General features: G+C 67.0%; 16 protein-coding genes. 14 read left to right on the top strand and 2 right to left on the bottom strand.

The annotated features are described in order from the left end of the window. Positions 1 to 44: 44 nt before the first annotated feature. The gene (locus OG394_RS24745) at positions 45 to 620 is read left to right on the top strand and encodes a GNAT family N-acetyltransferase (protein ID WP_328989444.1); all 576 of its coding nucleotides are present in this window, start codon (positions 45 to 47) and stop codon (positions 618 to 620) included. Positions 621 to 675: 55 nt separating this feature from the next. Further along, positions 676 to 1,329 (top strand): class I SAM-dependent methyltransferase, encoded by a 654-nt coding sequence (locus tag OG394_RS24740; protein WP_328989443.1) that lies wholly within the window; start codon positions 676 to 678, stop codon positions 1,327 to 1,329. Here the strand turns inward: OG394_RS24740 and OG394_RS24735 are convergent. After that, a complete protein-coding gene (locus OG394_RS24735; protein ID WP_328989442.1) occupies positions 1,316 to 2,776 on the bottom strand; it encodes a hypothetical protein in 1,461 nt (486 codons plus the stop codon). The two genes, OG394_RS24740 and OG394_RS24735, sit on opposite strands and share 14 nt — an antisense overlap. A gap of 598 nt (positions 2,777 to 3,374) precedes the next feature. Next, entirely contained in the window at positions 3,375 to 4,493 is a 1,119-nt protein-coding gene (locus tag OG394_RS24730; RefSeq protein WP_328989441.1) for a LacI family DNA-binding transcriptional regulator, read from the bottom strand. Between the two features lie 280 nt (positions 4,494 to 4,773). On the opposite strand from OG394_RS24730, the gene OG394_RS24725 reads away from it, so the two are divergent. From OG394_RS24725 to OG394_RS24670, 12 genes are all read left to right on the top strand, one after another. Beyond that, on the top strand, positions 4,774 to 6,276 hold the full coding sequence (locus OG394_RS24725; RefSeq protein WP_328989440.1) for a sugar ABC transporter ATP-binding protein: 1,503 nt from the start codon (positions 4,774 to 4,776) through the stop codon (positions 6,274 to 6,276). Beyond that, a complete protein-coding gene (locus tag OG394_RS24720; protein WP_328989439.1) occupies positions 6,273 to 7,286 on the top strand; it encodes an ABC transporter permease in 1,014 nt (337 codons plus the stop codon). Before OG394_RS24725 ends, OG394_RS24720 begins: the two co-directional genes overlap by 4 nt. Further along, positions 7,276 to 8,247, top strand: a complete 972-nt coding sequence (locus OG394_RS24715) for an ABC transporter permease (RefSeq protein WP_328989438.1) — start codon at positions 7,276 to 7,278, stop codon at positions 8,245 to 8,247. Before OG394_RS24720 ends, OG394_RS24715 begins: the two co-directional genes overlap by 11 nt. Further along, positions 8,244 to 9,314, top strand: coding sequence for a rhamnose ABC transporter substrate-binding protein (rhaS, locus tag OG394_RS24710; protein WP_328989437.1), 1,071 nt, complete (start codon positions 8,244 to 8,246; stop codon positions 9,312 to 9,314). The genes OG394_RS24715 and rhaS overlap by 4 nt, the downstream gene beginning before the upstream one ends. A gap of 31 nt (positions 9,315 to 9,345) precedes the next feature. Then, positions 9,346 to 9,837 (top strand): L-rhamnose mutarotase, encoded by a 492-nt coding sequence (locus OG394_RS24705; protein ID WP_328989436.1) that lies wholly within the window; start codon positions 9,346 to 9,348, stop codon positions 9,835 to 9,837. A 2-nt stretch (positions 9,838 to 9,839) separates the two neighbouring features. Further along, a complete protein-coding gene (gene rhaI / locus OG394_RS24700) occupies positions 9,840 to 10,997 on the top strand; it encodes an L-rhamnose isomerase (RefSeq protein WP_328989435.1) in 1,158 nt (385 codons plus the stop codon). 4 nt (positions 10,998 to 11,001) lie between these two features. Further along, a complete protein-coding gene (locus tag OG394_RS24695; protein WP_328989434.1) occupies positions 11,002 to 13,029 on the top strand; it encodes a bifunctional aldolase/short-chain dehydrogenase in 2,028 nt (675 codons plus the stop codon). A 6-nt stretch (positions 13,030 to 13,035) separates the two neighbouring features. Continuing rightward, a complete protein-coding gene (locus OG394_RS24690) occupies positions 13,036 to 14,439 on the top strand; it encodes an L-fucose/L-arabinose isomerase family protein (protein WP_328989433.1) in 1,404 nt (467 codons plus the stop codon). Between the two features lie 70 nt (positions 14,440 to 14,509). Further along, positions 14,510 to 15,910, top strand: coding sequence for a rhamnulokinase (locus OG394_RS24685; RefSeq protein ID WP_328989432.1), 1,401 nt, complete (start codon positions 14,510 to 14,512; stop codon positions 15,908 to 15,910). Next, complete coding sequence (locus tag OG394_RS24680; RefSeq protein ID WP_328989431.1) at positions 15,907 to 16,149, top strand: LuxR C-terminal-related transcriptional regulator; 243 nt, start codon at positions 15,907 to 15,909, stop codon at positions 16,147 to 16,149. The genes OG394_RS24685 and OG394_RS24680 overlap by 4 nt, the downstream gene beginning before the upstream one ends. Positions 16,150 to 16,332: 183 nt before the next feature. Further along, positions 16,333 to 19,905, top strand: a complete 3,573-nt coding sequence (locus OG394_RS24675) for a family 78 glycoside hydrolase catalytic domain (protein ID WP_328989430.1) — start codon at positions 16,333 to 16,335, stop codon at positions 19,903 to 19,905. A 63-nt stretch (positions 19,906 to 19,968) separates the two neighbouring features. Beyond that, the gene (locus OG394_RS24670; RefSeq protein WP_328989429.1) at positions 19,969 to 20,694 is read left to right on the top strand and encodes a hypothetical protein; all 726 of its coding nucleotides are present in this window, start codon (positions 19,969 to 19,971) and stop codon (positions 20,692 to 20,694) included. Positions 20,695 to 20,749 lie beyond the last annotated feature (55 nt).

Genomic DNA, 20,749 nt, shown 5'->3' with positions numbered 1-20,749 from the left:
GGAAAGCCGCTTGCGCTCGCGCGGTCAGCGAACAGAATCAGGACATGCAGATCGTTTCCTTCCCCGAAGCGGCGACACCATCCGAACTTCGGGTCCAGGTGCTGGAGATCCAGAATCAGGCCTGGCCGCCCGAGGACGGCGGAGGCAGATCCGCGTCCACCCACGACCCCGTGCTGCGGCCGGTGTCGATGCTTCTTGTCGACGGTGACACCGTGCTCGCCGCGCTGGACATCCTCTTCAAGGAGCTCGAGCATGCCGGACGACGCTTCGCCGCTGGTGGGTTGAGCACCGTGGCTACGCGTCAGGAAGCGCGCGGCGGAGGGCACGGGCGGAAGCTGGTGGCGGCAGCCCGGGAAGCGATGATCGCCAGCGACCTGGACCTGGGGCTGTTCACCTGCGACCGACCGCTCCAGGCGTTCTACGAGAGCGCCGGCTGGCACGTGCTGCCGGGAGCGGTGCTGGTTGGAGGCACCCCGCAGGCTCCGTTCCCCAGTGACCAGCCTGGGTTCGACAAGGTCACCATGGCGGACTTCTTCTCAACGGCGAGCAGGCAAGCCCAGACGTCGTTCCACCACGCCCGCATCGAGCTCTACCCAGGAGCAATCGACAAGCTCTGGTGACCTTCAACCCCGTGGTACGGCATGCCACGATGTCGGATGACGGAAGGAGACGACGTTGTCCGAGCAATCAGGGCCCGACGATCCGTTCGCTGGGCGCCGTCCGACCAGCCACGAACGGATGACTGGGCAGCCTTGGGATGCGTCGTACGACGACGGTCCAGCGCCTTGGGATATCGGCCGGCCGCAACCGGCGATAGCGCGAGTGGCCTCCGAAGGCGGCTTCGCCGGCGCGGTGCTCGACGCAGGCTGCGGAACTGGCGAGAACACCCTCCACATCGCCGCACTCGGCCTACCGGTCCTCGGCGTCGACGTGGCCGAGACGGCCCTAGCAATCGCCCGCGAGAAGGCCGAAGCACGTGGAATCACGGCCGAGTTCGCCACAGCCGACGCCTTCCAGCTGGAACGTTTGGACCGCCGATTCGACACAGTGCTGGACTGCGGCCTATTCCACACCTTCAACGCCGAAGAGCGCCTCCGCTACGCCACAAGCCTCGCCTCAATAACCAAGCCCGCCGCAACCCTCTACGTCCTTTGCTTCAGCAACGAGGGCCCCGATCCCGGCCCCCACCCCCTCACCCAGGACGACCTGCAAGCCGGCTTCACCCCCACCAACGGCTGGACCATCACCGCCATGCAGCCAGACCGCATCGAAACGAGATTCCACGACAACGGCGCCCCAGCCTGGCTCGCCACCGTCAAACGGATCTAACGGCGTTCGAGTCGTCGGCGTCGGCGTCGGCGTCAAGGACGACATCGGCCGGCTGGTCCACAGGTGGCGTCATCTCAAGCATGAGGGCGTCGGCATCCTCAGCTTGCCCTGCGTTTTCCTGACCGTCTTGGGATGACAAGGCTGTGGAGCTGAGAGCAACGGAGCCGCCGTCCGGAACTTCCGGGGATTCGCGAAGCCGTGGTGGAGTGGCTGTCCAGGCGTGGAGCTCCTGCAGCACGTCGCCGTAGAACGCATCGATGGCCGACTCGACCGACTCGATGAACGAGCCGCGTCCACGTCCGCGCTTGGTGCCCAGCGGTGTCGTATGCGCGATACGGAAGGAACGGAACTCCTTCTTCGGATCCTCGATCAGCAGGACGGGATTCTGCCGCACCGCCCGCAGGAGTTCTGCTGTTCCGGCACCACGCGAGTGCATGGTGAACGCTTCAACCCGCAAGGTTTCCGGGGCCGAACGCAACTGCCGCAGTAGCCAGTTGATCCTCGTCATCGCGCGGCCTTCGCGGGGTGCCGCGATCTCGACATGGCAGGTGACACGTCCGGCCCGCAGATCCGCCGTCACCGCTAGTGGTCCGACCGTATTCGGGATCGCAATGGCGCCCTGCAGAGTCCCCTCGTCACACATGCTCTGCACCAGAGCCTGGCTGCGAAGCGCCGGGTCGGCGAGTTCCCTGCGGCTCAATGCCGGGGTCACATCCTCACCGAGTCGGCGGCCCAGTTGAAGACTCACGAACCGCAGCAAGGCGTCGAACCGGTTCGCCACTTCGGGAGCTTCTTTGTCGGTCGAGCGAAGGGTTCCGGTGGCGACCGCCTCCCGGACCGGCACCCAGGAAGCGCTCATGTCCTCGAACTGCAAGGCGCCCGATCGCGGATGCTCCAAGTACCTGATCAGCTCGCCCAGGATCCAGGCCTGGTCAGGATCGGCCACGCCTCGGTGTTCCTTCTGCAGAACCGCCTCGGCGAGCACCATCGACCACGGCCAGTGATGAATCGCCACCCGCTTCAGTTTTCGCTTATCCAGCTTGGCCGGATGCAGCCCGGCCATCGGCGGTATCTCGTTCGAGATGGTGATGAGAGCGTCGAAACCCTCGTCCCGGGCGATATCGAGGTACGCCTCGAGCTGTTCGGTCTCGAGCTCGTTGGTCCCGGTCTTCACCTCGACCAAGGCAGTCCACTGCTTCTGGCCGCGGCGTGCCCGGATCAGGCCGTCCGGATAGAGACGGCGCTCGCCATGCATGAACGGTACCTCGATAAAGGTGTCCAGTGGTCCAGCCGGTGCGCCCAACGGCTGCGTGAGGACGCGGCCGAATTCCCGCACGGACGCCATGACCGCGAGCAGCGCCGAGGTCGCCCGCCGCTCCTGCTCTTCAGCGCCATTGATGCCCGACGTGGGAATCAGCCGGGCCTGATGCCAACTTTCCTCTGCCATGTTCGATCCCCCGTGTCCGGAGCATGCGCGGAAAGGATCTGCCACGCAGCGACCATAGGTTTCGGGACGTTACGCGCCGTAGCGGGAATCACGGAAGGCGTCAGCACGAAAAGCTCGATTTTCACCCTCGTGCGGGATTCGGCGGACCGGTAGGTCCACGCGGTGGGCGGGAACGGGTCGGATGGGGGTCGAAACGGTCACCGTGTGGATCTGGGCGTCCGCAAAACCGGTCCGCGGAAACGGCGTTAGGTCTGGGGTTCTTGCTTGCCCTGTCGGGGGCGCGTGAAGGTGAGGGCGCGGCGGGTCCAGGTGGCGAGGCGGGTCAGGGGGCCTGGGGTGGGGAGGGCAGGTGGGACTTCGTCGCCGAAGAGGCGGCGGGATTGGGATTCGGTGATGAGGTGGCGGTTTACGGCGAGGTTGAGGGGGTCCATGGGGTGCCTCCGATGAGGTGTGGGCGCCCGCGAAGGAGGGCGCTTCACACGTAGGTCGGAGCTGGGCCGAGCACCTCGACAAAACTCGTCGCGGCGAATCACCGCGGCGACAAAGGCGACGGATCACCGCGGCGACAAAGGGGACGGATCACCGTGGCGGCAGAGGGTCAGCCTTGGGTGGAGGTGCGGACTATTAGTTCGGGGGTGAAGGTTAGGCGTTGGTGTTGGTGGTCGGGGTTGGAGGCCTCGTCGAGGAGGAGTTCGGCGGCGGTTTTGCCGAGGAGTTGGCGCGGTTGGCGTACGGAGGTGAGCGGGACGGCGGCGGCTTCGGCGAACTCGATGTCGTCGTAGCCCACGATGGCCAGGTCGGCCGGGACGCGCAGGCCGAGGCGGACGCATTGCTGGAGTAGGCCGAGGGCGAGCAGGTCGTTCGCGCAGAAGGCGGCGGTGGGGCGGCGGTCGGCGGGGAGGCCGGCCAGGCGTTCGCCCGCGCCACGGCCCTCGGCGACGGTGAGGGCCGCGGTCGAGATGTCGATCAGGTTGTCGAGCGGTAGGCCCGCGCGCTTCATCGCGTTCTGCGCGCCGGTCCGGCGGTCGACCACCTGGCCGATGTTCTCCGGGCCGCCGACGAACGCGATCCGGGTGTGGCCGAGCTCGATCAGATGGCTGATCGCGACATCGCCGCCGAGGACGTCGTCGACGGAGACCGAGCAGTGCGAGTCATCCTCGGCGGGCCGGTCGAGCAGGACGACCGGCGTACCGCGGTTGGGCAGGTTCAGCAGACGGTCGGAGCCCGGCGCGACCGGCGTGATCAGCACACCCTGCACGCGCTGCTGCTCGAGTAGATCCAGGTAGTCGGCTTCGCGCTCGGCGTCGTCGTTGCTGTTGCACAGTACGACGGACAGCCCCGCCTCGCGTGCGGCCTCCTCGACCCCGCGGGCGACGTCGGTGAAGAACGGGTTGCCCGCGTCGAGCATCAGGTACGCCAGGATGCGGCTCTTGCCCGAGCGCAGCTGCCGCGCCGACTCGTTCCGGACGAAACCGAGCGAGGCCATCGTCTGCTCGACCTTGGCCCGGGTCTTCGGGCTGACCGAGTCGGGCCGGTTCAGCACGTTCGACACCGTGCCCAGCGAGACACCCGCGGCCGCGGCGACATCCTTCACGCCGGCCGCGCCCTTGGCCGGGCCGCCGTTCGAGCGCGGACCGCCGCCGTTCGCGCGCGGGCCGCTGCTCGCACGCGGATCGCTGCTCGCACCCGGGCGGCTGCCGTTCGTCCGTCGCGCCATCTGCTCTCCTCTATCGCCTGGGCCAACCGTCAACAGCCAACTTGTCAACCGGCAGGCCCGAAATTTTGAAACGTGTTCAAAACCGAAGGCTAACCCGAAACCGCGCCGAAATCGCCTACTGCACAGAACTCTTTCGCAACGGGCTCTTGACGGCTCCACGGCCTGCCCGTAACTTCAGGGCCACCGAATTGAAACCTTTCAATAACAGGCCGCCCACCAAGCCGCCGCCCCGAAACCGCCCCGATCCAAGCCTGATCCAAGTCCTGAGGAGAGTCACCGCATGCCGGATGAGGCCCTGGTCCAGCTGCGTGCCGTCAGCAAGTCGTTCGGCGCGGTCGCCGCCGTTCGCGACGTTTCGTTCGGCCTGTACGCCGGTGAGGCGCACGCGCTCGTCGGGGAGAACGGCGCCGGCAAGTCGACCATCGTGAAGATGCTCGCGGGCGTTCATCGCCCCGACACCGGCACGATCGAGATCGACGGCCAACCGGTCACGCTGGGCAGTCCCGCCGAGGCCCGCGCCGCCGGTATCGCGGTCATCTACCAGGAGCCGACGCTCTTCCCGGACCTGTCCGTCGCGGAGAACATCGCGATGGGCCGCCACCCCCTCGGCCGCTTCAACGCGATCGACCGGATCGCGATGAACCAGCAGGCCGAGCAGCTCTTCCGCCGCCTGGGCGTCTCGATCGACCCGGCCCGTCCCGCGCGTGGCCTGTCGATCGCCGATCAACAGCTTGTCGAAATCGCGAAGGCCTTGTCCGCCGAGGCCCGCGTCGTCGTGATGGACGAACCGACCGCGGCGTTGACCGGGGTCGAGGTCGAGCGGCTCTTCGCGGTGGCGCGTTCGCTCAAGCAGCACGGTGCCGCGCTGGTGTTCATCTCGCACCGGTTCGAGGAGATCACCGCGCTCTGCCAGCGGGTCACGATCATGCGCGACGGCCGGCACGTCTCGACCGACCTGCTGGACGATCTGACCGTCGACGAGATGGTACGGCGAATGGTCGGTCGCGATCTGGAAGCGCTGTTCCCCAAACAAGACGTCGAGCCCGGTGCCGTCGTACTCACCGTCGAGGGGATGAGCCGCGAAGGGACCTTCGAGGACGTCTCGTTCGAGGTCCGCGCGGGCGAGATCGTGGCGCTCGCCGGGCTGGTCGGTTCGGGCCGGTCCGAGGTGGTCCAGTCGATCTTCGGGGTCGACCCCCGGGACGCCGGCACGGTCGAGGTCCTCGGGCGCCGCCTGCAACCCGGATCACCGCGCAAAGCGATGGCCGCGGGCGTCGCGCTCGTACCTGAAGACCGTCGACAGCTTGGCCTGGTGATGGACCTGTCGATCGAGCGCAACGTCACCCTGCCGCGTTCGCGCAAACTCGCCCGGCTCGGATTCCTCTTCGGCTCGAGCGAACGGAAACAGGCCGCGGAATGGACCGAGCGGCTCAAGACCAAGTACGGCCGGCTCAGCGATGACGTCGGCACGCTCTCGGGCGGCAACCAGCAGAAGGTCGTGCTGGCCAAGTGGCTGTCGATGGCACCACGCGTGCTGATCGTGGACGAGCCCACTCGCGGTATCGATGTCGGAACCAAGGCGGAAGTACATCGCCTGATGTCAGGCCTCGCGGCCGAAGGAGTCGCCGTACTGATGGTGTCATCCGAGTTGCCCGAGGTCCTCGGCATGGCGGACCGCGTGCTGGTGATGCGCGAGGGCCGGCTGGTCGCGGAGCTGGCCCGGGCGGACGCGACCGAGGAGTCGGTCATGTTCGCCGCGACCGGTCAGGAGGCGAGGGTATGACCACCGCCACCCTGAACCTCGCGCCCAAACTGAGCCTGGTCTTCAAAGCGCGCGAGCTCGGCATCGTGATCGCGCTGGCCCTGCTCGTCGGCGTCACCGCGATCTCGAACCCGCGATTCCTCTCCGGTCAGAGCATTCGCGACATCCTGCTCGGCACGGCAATCCTGGCCGTTCTAGCGGTCGGCCAGGCGATCGTCGTGATCACCCGCAATATCGATCTGTCGGTCGGATCGATCCTCGGTCTCAGCGCGTTCACCGTCGGCACGCTGCTCCGGGACAACCCAGGTCTCCCGGTCGTCGTGGCGCTCCTGGTGGGTGCCGGAGTGGGCGCCGTAGCAGGGTTGGGCAATGGCGCGCTGGTGCAGTACGGCAAGATCCCGGCGCTCGTCGTCACCCTCGGCACGCTGTACGTCATCCGCGGTATCACGTACTTCTGGGCCGGTGGCCAGCAAGTCAACGCCGACGAACTGCCCGGGTCATTCCTTGCCTTCGGCAACGCGACGCTGCTCGGAATCCCTTACCTGGTGTGGATCGCGCTCATCATCCTCACCATCTCAGGCGTTGTCCTGCGCAACTATCGGGCCGGTCGCGAGTTGTACGCGATGGGCTCGAGTCCGCAGGCCGCAACACTCGCGGGTATCCGGGTTGGCCGTCGTACCCTCGCGGCTTTCACAGTCAGCGGGGGCCTCGCGGGCCTGGGCGGAGTGCTCTTCGCCGCGCGGTTCGGCACCATCGACGCCGCCGCGGGGACCGGTCTCGAACTGAACGTCGTGGCCGCGGTCGTCGTCGGTGGAGTCGCGGTCTTCGGCGGTAGCGGCAGCGTTTGGGGCGCCGCACTCGGAGCGTTGCTGCTGACAACGATCGGGAGTTCGCTCGCCGTGCTGGAGATCAACCAGTTCTGGCAGCAGGCCATCGTCGGCGCACTGATCCTGCTGGCGATCGGGTCTGACCGTCTGGTCGCAGCCCGCGTCGCCGCATCCCTGAAGAAGCGAGGCTCCCGTGTTCGCTAAGCGTGGTTGGGACACAGCGATCATCGCGCTGACCATCGTCGTCCTCATCGTTGCCTCAGGCACCGTCGACAACTTCGCCAGTTCGCAGAACTTCGGCTTCCTGGTGCTCGACCTCCTACCGATCGCCTTGGTGGCCTTGCCGATGACGTACATCATCGTGACCGGCGAGATCGACCTGTCGGTGGCGAGCACTCTCGGCCTGTCCAGCGCGGTGATGGGCTCCCTATGGAATGCGGGCCTCTCGATCGAAACGATCATCCCGCTCTGCCTGCTGCTGGGCGCGATCCTCGGCGCGGTCAACGGCCTGTTCGTCACGGTCCTCGGCCTACCCTCATTGGCCGTCACGATCGGCACGCTCGCGCTCTACCGCGGCCTGGCCTTCGTTGTCCTCGGTGACGGCGCGGTCGCGGACTTCCCGGCCGTCTACACCGACTGGGTCACGGGCGGTTCGCCGATCCCGAATGTGCTCTACCTGATCATCGTGCTGGCCATCGCCTTCGGACTGGTCCTGCACGCGACGCCGATCGGCCGCAACCTGTACGCCGTCGGCGCGAGCGAGCAGGCGGCAAGGTTCGCCGGCGTTCGTCCCGGCCGGACCAAGTTCTGGCTGTACGTCGTGAGCGGCGCCGTCGCGGGACTCGCGGGCGTGCTCTGGACCCTCAGGTATTCCAGCGCGCGGGCCGACAACGGCGCGGGCCTCGAGCTCGCCGTCGTCGCGGCCGTGCTGCTCGGCGGCGTCTCCATCTTCGGCGGCCGCGGCACCTTGCCCGGGGTGCTCGCGGGCGTCGTCCTCCTCGCATCGCTCCAGAACGCGCTCCGCCTGTCGGACGTGTCGAACGAAGCGCTCAACGTGGTCACCGGTGCGCTGTTGATCATCTCGGTACTCGCTCCGAATGCCGTGCAAAAGCTCATCCAGCGGCGTCACCGACTGCTGCTTCCAGAAAGGACCAACGCATCATGACGTACCGCTCTCGCTCCCTGGCGACCGTGGCCGTGTTCGCGCTTGCCGTGACCGCCTGTGGTGGCACCACCAAGGAGAGCACGGCGAACCAGAACACCGCCGCGCCGACCACCTCGCAGGTCACGGCCGACCCGAACGCGCCGCTCAAGGAAGGCCTGAAGATCGCCTTCCTGCCCAAGCAGCTGAACAACCCGTACACCGATGTCGAGGTGGGCGGCGGCAAGATCGCGGTGGGCGAGGTCAAGGGCGAGTACAAGCTGGTCGGACCGAACGACGCGAGCGCGTCCTCGCAGGTCAGCTACATCAACACGCTGATCCAGCAGCAGCAGAACGTGATCGCGGTCGCCGCGAACGACCCGAACGCGGTCTGCCCGTCGCTGAACCAGGCCCGCAAGGCCGGTATCAAGGTCGTCTCGTTCGACTCCGACGCCTCGAAGACCTGCCGGGACGCGTTCATCAACCAGGCGACCACGCAGGGCATCGGCGAGAGCCTCGCGAAGATGGCGAACGAACTGGCCGGCGGCTCAGGCGAGATCGCCGTACTGTCCGCGACGCCGAACGCGACCAACCAGAACGCCTGGATCGAGGTCCTGAAGAAGGAACTCGCCAAGCCGGAGAACGCCAAGCTCAAGCTGGTGAAGGTTGCTTATGGCAACGACGATGACCAGAAGTCGTTCCAGGAGGCGCAGGGCCTGCTCTCGTCGTACCCGAACCTCAAGGTGATCGTCTCGCCGACCACCGTCGGTATCGCGGCCGCTTCGCGTTATGTGAGCGCCTCGAGCTACAAGGGCAAGGTCGCGATCACGGGCCTTGGTCTGCCGAACCAGATGCGCCAGTACGTGAAGGACGGAACGGTCAAGAAGTTCGCCCTCTGGAACCCGGCGGACATCGGCTACCTCGCGGCGTACGCGGGTGCGGCGCTGTCGTCCGGCCAGATCACCGGCGCCGAGGGCGAGAAGTTCAAGGCCGGCAAGCTCGGCGAGTACACCGTTGGCAAGGACGGTGAGATCGTCCTCGGCCCGCCGACCGAGTTCACGGCCGCCAACATCGACCAGTTCGACTTCTGAGATTTCTGAGCCCAAAGAGGTCTGAAGAGCCATGCGCTACTGCTTCACACTCCAGGTCCGGACCGACCGCATGCCCGAGTACGTCGAGCGGCATGCGGCGGTCTGGCCGGAGATGCAACAGGCCTTGCGGGACAGCGGGTGGCGGAACTACTCGCTGTTCCTGCGGGACGACGGGCTGCTGGTCGGGTACGTCGAGTCCGACGACCTGGCGGCAGCGCAGCGGGCGATGGCCGCGACCGAGGTCAACGCGCGCTGGCAGGCCGAGATGACGGAGTTCTTCCAGCAGGACGGACGGCCGGATGAGTCGTTCGTACTGCTCCCCGAGATCTTCCATTTAGTGGTCGGCATCGAAAGTTCATCGGCGTCTGCGGCGCCCAGGCACGCACCTCGCGGCACTGGCGAATCATCCACGATGCTCCGCATCGAGGACGCTCCGCCAGCACCGCGATGCACGCACCTGAACACCGCAGCCACTCGACGAACTTCCGGTGCCGACCACTTAGACGAGACGGATGAGGTATAGCGATGACGGCCGTGACGGACGCCCTGCGCAGGCAGGAGATCGAGCTGCCCTCGTGGGCCTTCGGTAACTCGGGCACGCGGTTCAAGGTGTTCTCCCAGCCGGGCGTACCGCGCTCGCCGCAGGAGAAGATCGACGACGCGGCCGTGGTGCATCGCCTGACCGGGGTGGCGCCGAGCGTGGCGCTGCACATCCCGTGGGACAAGGTCGCCGACTACGCCGCGCTCAGCGCGTACGCGAAGGAACAGGGCGTCCGGCTCGGCGCGATCAACACCAACGTCTTCCAGGACGACGACTACAAGCTCGGCAGCGTCACCAACCCGGATCCCCGGATCCGCCGCAAGGCCACGGACCACCTGCTCGAGTGCATCGACATCATGGACCAGACGGGTTCGCGCGACCTGAAGCTCTGGTTTTCCGACGGCACCAACTACCCGGGCCAGGACGACATCTGGGACCGGCAGGACCGATTGGCCGCCGCGCTGCGCGAGACCTACGACCGGCTCGGCGAGAACCAGCGGATCCTGCTCGAGTACAAGTTCTTCGAGCCCGCGTTCTACAGCACGGATGTGCCGGACTGGGGTACGTCGTACGCGCACTGCCTGGAATTGGGGCCGAAGGCAACGGTCTGCATCGATACCGGGCATCACGCGCCGGGCACGAACATCGAGTTCATCGTGGCGTTCTTGCTGCGGGCCGGAAAGCTCGGGGCGTTCGACTTCAACAGCCGGTTCTACGCCGACGACGACCTGATGGTGGGTTCGGCCGATCCGTTCCAGTTGTTCCGGATCATGAGCGAGATCGTCCGCGGTGACGCGCTCGATCCGGCTCGCGGCATCGCCTTCATGCTCGACCAGTGCCACAACATCGAGGCGAAGATCCCCGCGATCATCCGCTCGGTGATGAACGTCCAGGAGGCCACCGCGAAGGCGCTGCTGGTTGATCGCCCTGCGTTGCGTAAAGCCCAGCAAGAAGGCGATGTGCTGGCGGCGAACGCCGTACTGATGGATGCCTACAACACCGACGTCCGCCCGCTGCTCGCAGACCTGAGGGTCGAGCAGGGGCTGGACCCGGACCCGATCGCCGCCTACCACCGCAGCGGTTATGCCGACAAGATCACCGCCGAACGAGCCGACGGCCAGCAGGCCGGATGGGGAGCCTGAACCAGTGAACGACACCGCAGCCGAACTCGTTGCGCGAAGCAACAGACTGGGTGCCGACCCGCGCAATACCAACTACGCCGGCGGTAACACGTCCGCGAAGGGTACGGCGAACGACCCGGTGACCAAGCAGCCGATCGACCTGGTCTGGGTGAAGGGCTCGGGTGGTGACCTCGGCACGCTGACGTCGAGCGGCCTGGCCGTGCTCAGGCAGGACCGGCTGAACGCGCTGGTCGACGTCTACCCGGGCGTCGATCGCGAGGACGAGATGGTCGCCGCGTTCGACTATTGCCTGCACGGCAAGGGTGGTGCCGCGCCTTCGATCGACACCGCCATGCACGGTCTGGTGGACGCCCCGCACGTCGACCACCTTCACCCGGATTCGGGTATCGCCCTGGCCACTGCGGCTGACGGTGAAGCCCTGACCCGCGAGTGCTTCGGCGACCGCGTGATGTGGGTGCCCTGGCGCCGGCCCGGTTTCCAGCTCGGACTCGACATCGCCGCGGTCAAACGCGACAACCCGCAGGCCATCGGGGTCATCCTCGGCGGTCACGGCATCACCGCGTGGGGTGCGACGTCCGCGGAGTGCGAGGCGAACTCGCTCGACATCATCCGGACGGCGGAGCGCTTCCTCGCGGATCGCGGTAAGCCCGAGCCGTTCGGCCCGGTGGTGCCCGGGTTCGAGGCGTTGCCGGAGGCCGAGCGCAAGGCCCGCGCGGCGGCACTCGCGCCGTACATCCGTGGGCTCGCGTCCACGGACAACCCGCAGGTCGGGCACTACAACGACAGCGAGGTGGTGCTCGAATTCACCGCTCGCGCCCGTCTCGCCGAACTGGCCGCGCTTGGTACGTCGTGCCCGGACCACTTCCTGCGTACTAAGGTCCGCCCGCTCGTGGTCGATCTGCCCGCGACGGCGTCGGTGGACGAGATCGTGGCCCGGTTGCGCGAGCTGCACGCGTCGTACCGCGAGGACTATGCGGCGTACTACCAGCGCCACGCGACCGAGGACAGCCCGGCGATGCGCGGTGCGGATCCGGCGATCGTGCTGGTGCCCGGTGTCGGCATGTTCAGCTTCGGCAAGGACAAGCAGACGGCCCGCGTCGCCGGTGAGTTCTACGTGAACGCGATCAACGTGATGCGTGGCGCCGAGGCGGTCTCGACGTACGCGCCGATCGATGAGAGCGAGAAGTTCCGCATCGAGTACTGGGCGCTCGAAGAGGCGAAGCTCCAGCGGATGCCCAAGCCCAAGCCGCTCGCGACCCGCGTGGCCTTCGTGACCGGCGGCGGTTCCGGTATCGGCAAGGCGATCGCGCTGCGCCTCGCGGCTGAAGGCGCCTGCGTGGTGGTGGCGGATCTCGACAGCGCCGCGGCCGAATCCGTCGCCAAGGAGATCGGGCCGACGGCCGTTGCGGTCACGGCCGACGTGTCGAATGCAGACGCCGTCCAGCAGGCGTTTGACGAAGGCGTGCTGGCCTTTGGCGGCATCGACTTGGTGGTGAACAACGCCGGGCTCTCGATCTCGAAGCCGTTGCTGGAGACAACCGAAAAAGACTGGGACCTCCAGCACGACGTGATGGCCAAGGGCTCGTTCCTGGTCTCGCGCACGGCCGCGAAGGCGATGATCGACCAGGGGATGGGCGGCGACATCGTCTACATCTCCAGCAAGAACGCCGTTTTCGCCGGCCCGAACAACGTCGCGTACGGCGCTGCCAAGGCCGACCAGGCGCACCAGGTCCGGCTGCTCGCGGCCGAGCTCGGGTCGTACGGCATCCGCGTGAACGGGGTCAACCCGGACGGCGTGGTTCGTGGCTCGGGCATCTTCGCGAAGGGCTGGGGTGCGCAACGAGCCGCGGTGTACGGCGTACCGGAGTCGGAGCTGGGCGCCTTCTACGCGCAGCGGACGCTGCTCAAGCGGGAGGTGCTGCCGGAGCACGTCGCGGCCGCCGTCTTCGCCCTCGCCGGTGGCGACCTGTCCCAGACCACCGGGCTGCACGTGCCCGTCGACGCCGGCGTTGCTGCCGCCTTCCTGAGGTAGGTGTTCATGGCTTCTCGACGGACCAGGATCGGGTTGGTAGCTGGTGGGCTCGGCGCCTATTGGCCGCAGTTCCCGGAGCTGTTGCCACAGTTGCAGGCGTCCGCCCGGCGGGTGTCGGAGCGGTTCGCCGAGTTGGACTGCGAGGTCGTGGATGTCGGCTTCATCTCCGACCCGCACGAAGGCGCTGCCGCCGCGGAGAAGCTCCGGCTGGCCGACTGCGACCTGATCGTCGGCTTCCTCACCACCTACATGACCGCGTCGATGCTGGTCCCGGTCGCACAGCGCAGTGGCGCGCCCGTGCTGTTGCTGAACCTCCAGCCGACCGAGGCGATGGACCACGCGTCGTTCGATACCGGCGCGTGGCTCGCCTACTGCGGCGCATGCCCGCTGCCGGAGATGGCGAACGCCTTCGAGCGCTCGGGCATCACCTTCCGCTCGGTCTCGGGGTACGTCGAGGACGAGCGCGCGTGGGCCCGGATCGAACGCTGGATCAAGGCCGCCGGCGTGCGCGCCGCCTTCCGGCACGGGCGTCACGGCCTGCTCGGGCATCTCTACCCCGGCATGATGGACGTCTCGACCGACCCGACCCTGGTCTCGGCGCAGCTTGGCGGACACGTCGAGATCCTGGAGATCGACGACCTCCGCGTGCGCGTTGAGAAGGTGTCTTCCGTAGAGACCGATACACGCCTGACCGAGGCCCGGGAGATCTTCGCCCTGGACGATTCGGTCAAACCGGACGATCTCCGCTGGGCCTGCCAAGTGTCGGTCGGGATGGACCGCTTGGTGGAGGACTTCCAGCTCGACACCCTCGCGTACTACCACCGAGGCCTCGACGGCGAGACGCACGAACGCGTGGCAGCCGGGATGATTCTCGGCGCCTCGTTGCTCACGGCAAGGGGTATTCCGGCGGCGGGGGAGTACGAGTTGCGCACCTCGCTCGCGATGCTGGTGATGGACCGCCTCGGCGCGGGTGGTTCCTTCACCGAACTGCAAGCGCTGAACTTCCGCGACAACGTGGTGGAGATGGGGCACGACGGCCCGGCCCACCTCGCGATCAGCTCGGCCAAACCGCTGCTGCGCGGCCTCGGCGTCTACCACGGCAAACGCGGCTGGGGCGTATCCGTCGAGTTCGACGTAGCCCACGGCCCGGTCACCTGCCTCGGCCTCGGCCAGCTCCGCGACGGCTCGTTCCGCCTGATCGCCTCCGAAGGCCAAGTCGTCCCTGGCCCGCTTTTAGCGATCGGCAACACCACCTCGCGGGTGGATTTCGGCCAAGACCCCGGCGAATGGACCGACGCCTGGTCAGCCTCCGGCGTAGCCCACCACTGGGCCCTAGGCACCGGCCACCGCGTCGCCGAACTCCGCGCCGTCGCCGACCTCCTCTCCCTAGACCTCCAGGTGATCCCATGAATCCACGTCATCGGACCCTTGTGACTCGGCGTGTCGGGGTTCATCGGACCCTTGTGACCGGTGGTTCCGGATGATCACTGTGGCGGCGGTCGATCTGGGGGCCTCGAGCGGTCGCGTCATGACCGGTCGAGTCGGTAGCGGCCGGCTCGATCTGCAAGAGGTGCACCGGTTCTGGAACGGGCCAATCCGGCTCGGATCGACCCTGCACTGGGACGTGCTCGGCCTCTATCGCGAGACCCTGGCCGGTCTGGCTTCAGTCGGCTCGGTTCATGGCATCGGTATCGACTCCTGGGCGGTCGACTACGGCCTGCTCGACTCGGCCGGCCGGCTGCTCGGGAATCCAGTTCACTACCGGGATGAGCGGACCTCCGGCGTGGTTTTGCCCGACATCTCGGCCGACGAGCTTTACGCCATCACCGGCCTGCAACACCTGCCCTTCAACACGATCTACCAATTACTTGCTGAAGGCCCCCAAATCAAGCGGGCGTCAACCCTGCTGATGATCCCGGACCTGCTCAACTTCTGGCTCACCGGCTACATCGGCGCCGAGATCACGAACGCGTCGACCACTCAGCTGTACGACATACGCGCGCGGACGTGGTCGACGGACCTGGCCCAGCGCGTCGGCCTGCCGGCAGGGCTGCTCCCACCGCTGCACGAGCCTGGCACGGTCGTCGGCTCGCACGACGGCACGCCGGTCATCGCGGTCGGTTCGCATGACACGGCCTCATCTGTGGTTGCCGTGCCCGCGGCTGACGAGCGGTTCGCCTACATCTCCTCGGGCACGTGGTCCTTGGTCGGGCTCGAACTCGACAAGCCCGTGCTGACGGCCGAAGCGCAGGCGGCCAACTTCACCAACGAAGGTGGCGTCGACGGCCGGATCCGCTTTCTGCGTAACGTGATGGGCCTCTGGATTCTCCAGGAGTGCTTACGTGAATGGGGTACGACGGACCTGCCCGGGCTCTTGCGCGAGGCGGCCGACGTTCCGCCGTACGGTGTGCTGATCGACCCGGACGACCCGGCATTCCTTGCCCCCGGCAACATGCCGTCGCGGATCGCCGAGTGGTGCCGGCGTGCTGGGGTAGCACCGCCACAGGGGCCTGCGGCAACCACTCGATGCATTCTGGAAAGCCTCGCGCTGGCGTACCGTCGTACGCTCGCGAAGGCCCAGCGGATCGCGGACCAGCCGGTCGACGTACTGCACGTCATCGGAGGCGGTTCGCAGAACGAATTGCTCTGCCAGCTCACCGCGGACGCCTGCGGACTACCGGTGCTCGCCGGTCCGGTCGAGGCGTCCGCGCTGGGCAATGTGCTGGTCCAGGCCCGGGCGCTCGGCGCACCGCTGGCCGGACTGGACGAGATGCGGGCGCTGGTGCGCTCGACCCACGAGCTGCGGCGTTACCAGCCGCGGGATACACCGGCCGACTGGGCCGCCGCCGAGGCCCGGGTGTACGGGAGTGTGACCGAATGACGACCACCTACAACGGGATTGGTTTGCGCCGCGAGCTGCACGAGCTGCCGATGCTGGGTCACGACGATGTCCAGCTGCTGCGACTGCTCGCCACCGGGTTGCCGGTCGAAGCCGTCGCGCGTCGCCTGGACCTGTCCGAACGGACCGTGCGCCGCCGCACCCGGGCGATCTGCGACCGGATCGGAGTCGGTACCGCGATCGAAGCCGTCGTCTGGGCGGTCCGGCGCGGCCTGTTCTGACACCTTTCGATCCTGCACTAATAGTAATCGCTCAGTGGCCATTAGTGGTCAGATCGGTTGACGCTCGGTCGCGGGGCTGCGATGGTTCCCTGGATATCACCTATCTGGGGAACCATCGTGAGAACTCTGCTTGCTGCGATTTTGTTGCTCATGTCAATTCCGGTGAATGCAGAGGGTGGCCTGGTGAATAGTGCCGAAGTGCCCGTGGTGTCGCATTTGCGCGCCAATCAACGGACCGAGCCGCTCGCGATCGCGGCCGGTCCACCCCGGTTGAGTTGGCAGTTGTCGGCGTCCCGGCGTGGGCTGGGCCAGCGCCGGTACGAGCTCCACGTCGCGTCCGCCGTCGATCGGCTGGCGGCGCCGGACGTCTGGAACAGCGGGGTCGTCGAGTCGTCGCAATCGGTCGACGTGCCGTACGGCGGTCCGGCGCTTGCCCGGTATTCCGCGTATTACTGGGCCGTCCGGATCTGGGACGAGACGGGTACGGCCTCGGCGTGGAGCCCGGCGGCCAAGTTCGAGACGGGCGCGCTCCAGCCGTCGGACTGGGCCGGCGAGTGGATCGGCGCCGATGACGCGGCCGGGCCCGAGTGGTCCGACTACACGATGGACCTGGACGCCACCGTGCAACGTGAGGCGCTCGGGGTATTCTTCCGCGGCCACGGCGGCGTCGGCTATATGTGGCAGCTCAATACCGCCTCCGGCCGCTCGCTATTGCGCCCGCATGTCCGGAATAACGACGGGTCATACGTCGTACTGGCCGAAATTCCGCTCGCGGCGGACCTTGGCCAGCGGAATAACTTGCGCATTTCCGTAATCGGTCAAACCATCACCACCTGGGTGAACGGCGTACAGGTCGACCAGCGAAATCGGTCTGACCATAACGCGCCGGGTGGAATGGGCTTCCGCGTCAGTAACAACGAGATCGGCGTGGTGCATCGGCTCAAGGTGACGAACACCGCCGGCGCCGTACTGATCGACACCGCTTTCCCGGCCGGCGACGGGACATTCCCCGAGGGTTATGTCCCGCCAACCGGTGGGCTGGTGGTGCGTCGCACGATGCCGGGGGCGGACACCGACCTCTGGGCGCCGGCCAAACGGCTCCCGCTCTTCCGCAAGGACATCACGCTTCCGAGTGGCAAGAACGTCGTACGAGCGCGATTGCACGCGGCGGCGCAAGGCGTCTACGAGCTGCGCGTCAACGGCACCAAGGCCGGCGACCACGAGCTCGCACCCGGTTGGACGGATTACCGCCGGCGCATCCAGACCCAGACGTACGACGTGACGTCGCTGCTCAAGCCCGGGCTGAACGCGCTCGGCGCCGAACTGGCCAACGGCTGGTTCGCGGGCCAACTCGCCATGTTCAACCGCAACCGCTACGGCAAGACCACGGCGTTCAGCGCCCAGCTGCGCGTCACGTACGACGACGGCAGCACGGACGTCTTCGCGACGGACTCGAGCTGGCGGACGAGCCCCGGTTCCGTACGGGCCGCTGACCTTTTGCACGGCGAGGCGTACGACGCTCGCGCGGCTCAGACGGGTTGGGACGAGCCGGGCTATCCGGCACCGGGCTGGGCGTTAGTGCAAGTGAGGCCGTCCGCTACCGCGCTACTGGTGCCGCAGACGGATCAGCCAGTGCGGGTGACGCAGGAGCTGGCAGCACGGGCCATACCGTCCAAGACGCCCGGCACCTACTTGTACGACCTCGGCCAGAACATGGTCGGCGTACCGCGCATCACGTTGACCGGGACGCCTGGGCAGACCGTGCGCATCAGGCAGGCCGAGGTGCTCGACAAGGACGGCTACATCTACACCGACAACCTGCGAAGCGCTCGGGCCACGGATCACTACACGTTCGCCACTGGTTCGCCTGAGACCTACCGGCCGCGTTTCACCTTCCACGGCTTCCGGTACATCGAGATCACCGGTCTACCGTCAGCACCGCCCGCTAGCGCGATTACCGGCCTAGTGCTCGGCACGGATGGCGCTATGACCTCGCAGCTCACCACTAGTTCGGCGCTGGTCAACCAGTTGCAGAGCAATATCGTCTGGGGACAGCGCGGCAACTTCCTCTCCATCCCGACGGATACCCCGGCGCGGGACGAGCGGTTGGGCTGGACCGGCGACATCAACGTCTTCGCGCGTACCGCCGTCTACAACCTCGACTCGCAGGCTTTCCTGACCAAGTGGTTGCGCGATCTCCGGGTGGAGCAGGCGGCGTCCGGGGCATACCCGAGTGTGGCGCCGACGGTCCCGGAGCAGTTCGACGGCGGCTTGAACGACGCGGGCTGGGCGGATGCCGGGGTGAACGTGCCGTGGACCTTGTGGCAGGCGTACGGCGATACGGCGATCATCCGCGAGCAGTTCGACTCAATGAGCCGGTACGTCGACTACTTGGCTCGTACGGCGAACGGGTTCATCCGGCACGGCGGGCAGTACAACGACTGGCTCAACCTGGAGGACCCGCAGAACCAGACCGAGCCGGAGCTTATCGGCACGGCGTTCTTCGCGAAGAGCGCGCGCCAGCTCGGCCAGATGGCGGCGGCGATCGACCGACCGGCGGAGGCGGCTCGGTATCAGCAGTTTTACGTCGACGTGCGGAATGCCTTCGCGGCGCGGTTCGTTGCCGGCGATGGCAAGGTTGGCCGTGGGAACCAGACCGACTACATCCTTGCCCTGAGCAATGACCTGGTGCCGGCGGATCGGGTCGGTGCTGCTGGCAACCACTTTGCCGCTAACGTCTCGGCGGCTGGGCAATTGCGGACCGGGTTCCTTGGTGTCGATGGGTTGTTGCCTACGTTGACCAAGGTCGGGCGCAGCGATCTGGCGTATCGGCTGTTGCAGCGGACGGAATACCCGTCGTGGGGTTACGAGATCGGCAAGGGCGCAACGACGATCTGGGAGCGCTGGAACTCGATCAATCCCGACGGCACGTTCAACGACGTCAACATGAACTCGTTCAACCACTACGCGTATGGCGCCGTTGGCGAGTGGATGTACCGCACGCTGGCCGGTGTATCCGCTGCCGAACCGGGTTATCGCAAGGCCCTGATCGCGCCGGTGCCTGGTGCCGGTCTGACGTTTGCGGACTTCAAACACCTCACGCCGTACGGTGAGATCGCGACGCGTTGGGAGCGGGTCGGGACGGATGGGCTCAGCCTCGACGTGACGGTGCCGGGCAACACCACTGCCGTCGTGCGTATGCCGGCGTCGGACCCGAGCCTCATCACCGAGAGCGGTCAGCCCTTGACCTCCTTCGACGTGGTGGACGAAGGCGATACCGTTCGCGTGACGGTTGCCGCAGGCAAGTATCGGTTCTCCTTCCGCGGTGTTGAAGGCGCGATCGACTATGTGGACCTGGGCGATTCGTCGTCCGAGGGTGCGCATGGCGTGACCGCGGCGCCGTCGTCCGGTACCGGCGTTGAGGCCGGGCGGACTCGTCGCTATTCGGGGCTGCAGGTGCCAGGGTCTTGGTTCGAGTTCGACCTGCGGATCCAGCCGGGGCAGCCGTTCGTGATGCGGCTGGTGGAGACGTACGACGTGGCGCAGGTGAAGGACTACGAGGTCCGCATCAACGGGGTGGTCGCGCATCGGCGGGTTAACAACCGGTCGTCGGGTGGGCTCGATAGCTACCAGTTCCGGGTGGACGATCCGGCGTTGCTGACCGGATCGACCGTCCGGGTGCGGATCCAACACAACGCGGCGGCGTCCGGTTACGACCCGTCACTGGCGGATGTGTGGGCCTTGCCGGGGTCATAACTCTGGTGCATGGTGGCGCCGGTCTGGGGGTACCGGCGTGCCATACCAACCTGAGGAGTGACCATGGACGGCACAACCGTGCTGTGGATCGTGCTGGCAGCCGTTGTGCTGCTCATTGCGGTAGCCCTGGTGGTGTTCGGGATGCGCCGGGCCAAGGAACGGCGGATCGAGGACGATCGGCAGCAGTCGTACAACAAGGAACAAGAGGCCGTTGAGGCCGAAAAGCGAGCCGAGAAGCAAGAGGCCGTCGCCGACGAGGTGGACGCCCGCGCCCGCAAGGCCCAGGCCGAGGCCGACGAGAACGCCGCCAAGGCCCGCCGCCTAGCAGCCGGCGCCGAGGAACGCCACACGGCCGCGGCAGAAGCCCGCGCCGAAAGCACCCACCACCGCGAAGAGGCCGCCAACCTCAGCCCCGACCCCGACACCAGCACCGGCGCCCGCCCGACCTCGACGGTGGACGACGCGGCGGACACCCGCTCAACCTCGCCGATGGGCGAGACGGTGGATGCTGGGCAGAACGAGTCGACGGCGGATTCGACGAACTCGGTCTGGCCGAACGCCTCCAGCGCCAACCAAGCCGATGCTACCCCGCAGAACGCCGCCTCGGACGAGACGACCCGGCAGAACGGCATCACGGAGTCGGCGGAGCACGCCCGGCACCGGTCTGACGACGAGGTGGCAGACGAGTCCGACAGTCAGGTGGGTGACCAGGACCGCCAGTTCGAGGGCCGCGACGCCAAGGACACCGAAGCCGACACCGACGTCAACCCGAAACACGCCTCCCACTAGGCGGCAGCACCCCCTTCCTTTGCGTTCATTCGTCGGAATCCGCCCTCTGCCCATC

It is taken from the genome of Kribbella sp. NBC_01245 (assembly GCF_036226525.1).
GTDB lineage: Bacteria > Actinomycetota > Actinomycetes > Propionibacteriales > Kribbellaceae > Kribbella.
The sequence above is the reverse complement of the archived record's forward strand: the minus strand, read 5'-3'. Positions and strand labels throughout refer to the sequence as shown.

What these genes read in the sequence shown, in the direction of transcription:
- OG394_RS24745 (WP_328989444.1), top strand. Translation starts at nt 45, where the DNA reads ATGCAGATCGTTTCCTTCCCCGAAGCGGCGACACCATCCGAACTTCGG.
- OG394_RS24735 (WP_328989442.1), bottom strand. Translation starts at nt 2,776, where the DNA reads ATGGCAGAGGAAAGTTGGCATCAGGCCCGGCTGATTCCCACGTCGGGC.
- OG394_RS24730 (WP_328989441.1), bottom strand. Translation starts at nt 4,493, where the DNA reads ATGGCGCGACGGACGAACGGCAGCCGCCCGGGTGCGAGCAGCGATCCG.
- OG394_RS24725 (WP_328989440.1), top strand. Translation starts at nt 4,774, where the DNA reads ATGCCGGATGAGGCCCTGGTCCAGCTGCGTGCCGTCAGCAAGTCGTTC.
- OG394_RS24720 (WP_328989439.1), top strand. Translation starts at nt 6,273, where the DNA reads ATGACCACCGCCACCCTGAACCTCGCGCCCAAACTGAGCCTGGTCTTC.
- rhaS (WP_328989437.1), top strand. Translation starts at nt 8,244, where the DNA reads ATGACGTACCGCTCTCGCTCCCTGGCGACCGTGGCCGTGTTCGCGCTT.
- OG394_RS24705 (WP_328989436.1), top strand. Translation starts at nt 9,346, where the DNA reads ATGCGCTACTGCTTCACACTCCAGGTCCGGACCGACCGCATGCCCGAG.
- rhaI (WP_328989435.1), top strand. Translation starts at nt 9,840, where the DNA reads ATGACGGCCGTGACGGACGCCCTGCGCAGGCAGGAGATCGAGCTGCCC.
- OG394_RS24690 (WP_328989433.1), top strand. Translation starts at nt 13,036, where the DNA reads ATGGCTTCTCGACGGACCAGGATCGGGTTGGTAGCTGGTGGGCTCGGC.
- OG394_RS24685 (WP_328989432.1), top strand. Translation starts at nt 14,510, where the DNA reads ATGATCACTGTGGCGGCGGTCGATCTGGGGGCCTCGAGCGGTCGCGTC.
- OG394_RS24680 (WP_328989431.1), top strand. Translation starts at nt 15,907, where the DNA reads ATGACGACCACCTACAACGGGATTGGTTTGCGCCGCGAGCTGCACGAG.
- OG394_RS24670 (WP_328989429.1), top strand. Translation starts at nt 19,969, where the DNA reads ATGGACGGCACAACCGTGCTGTGGATCGTGCTGGCAGCCGTTGTGCTG.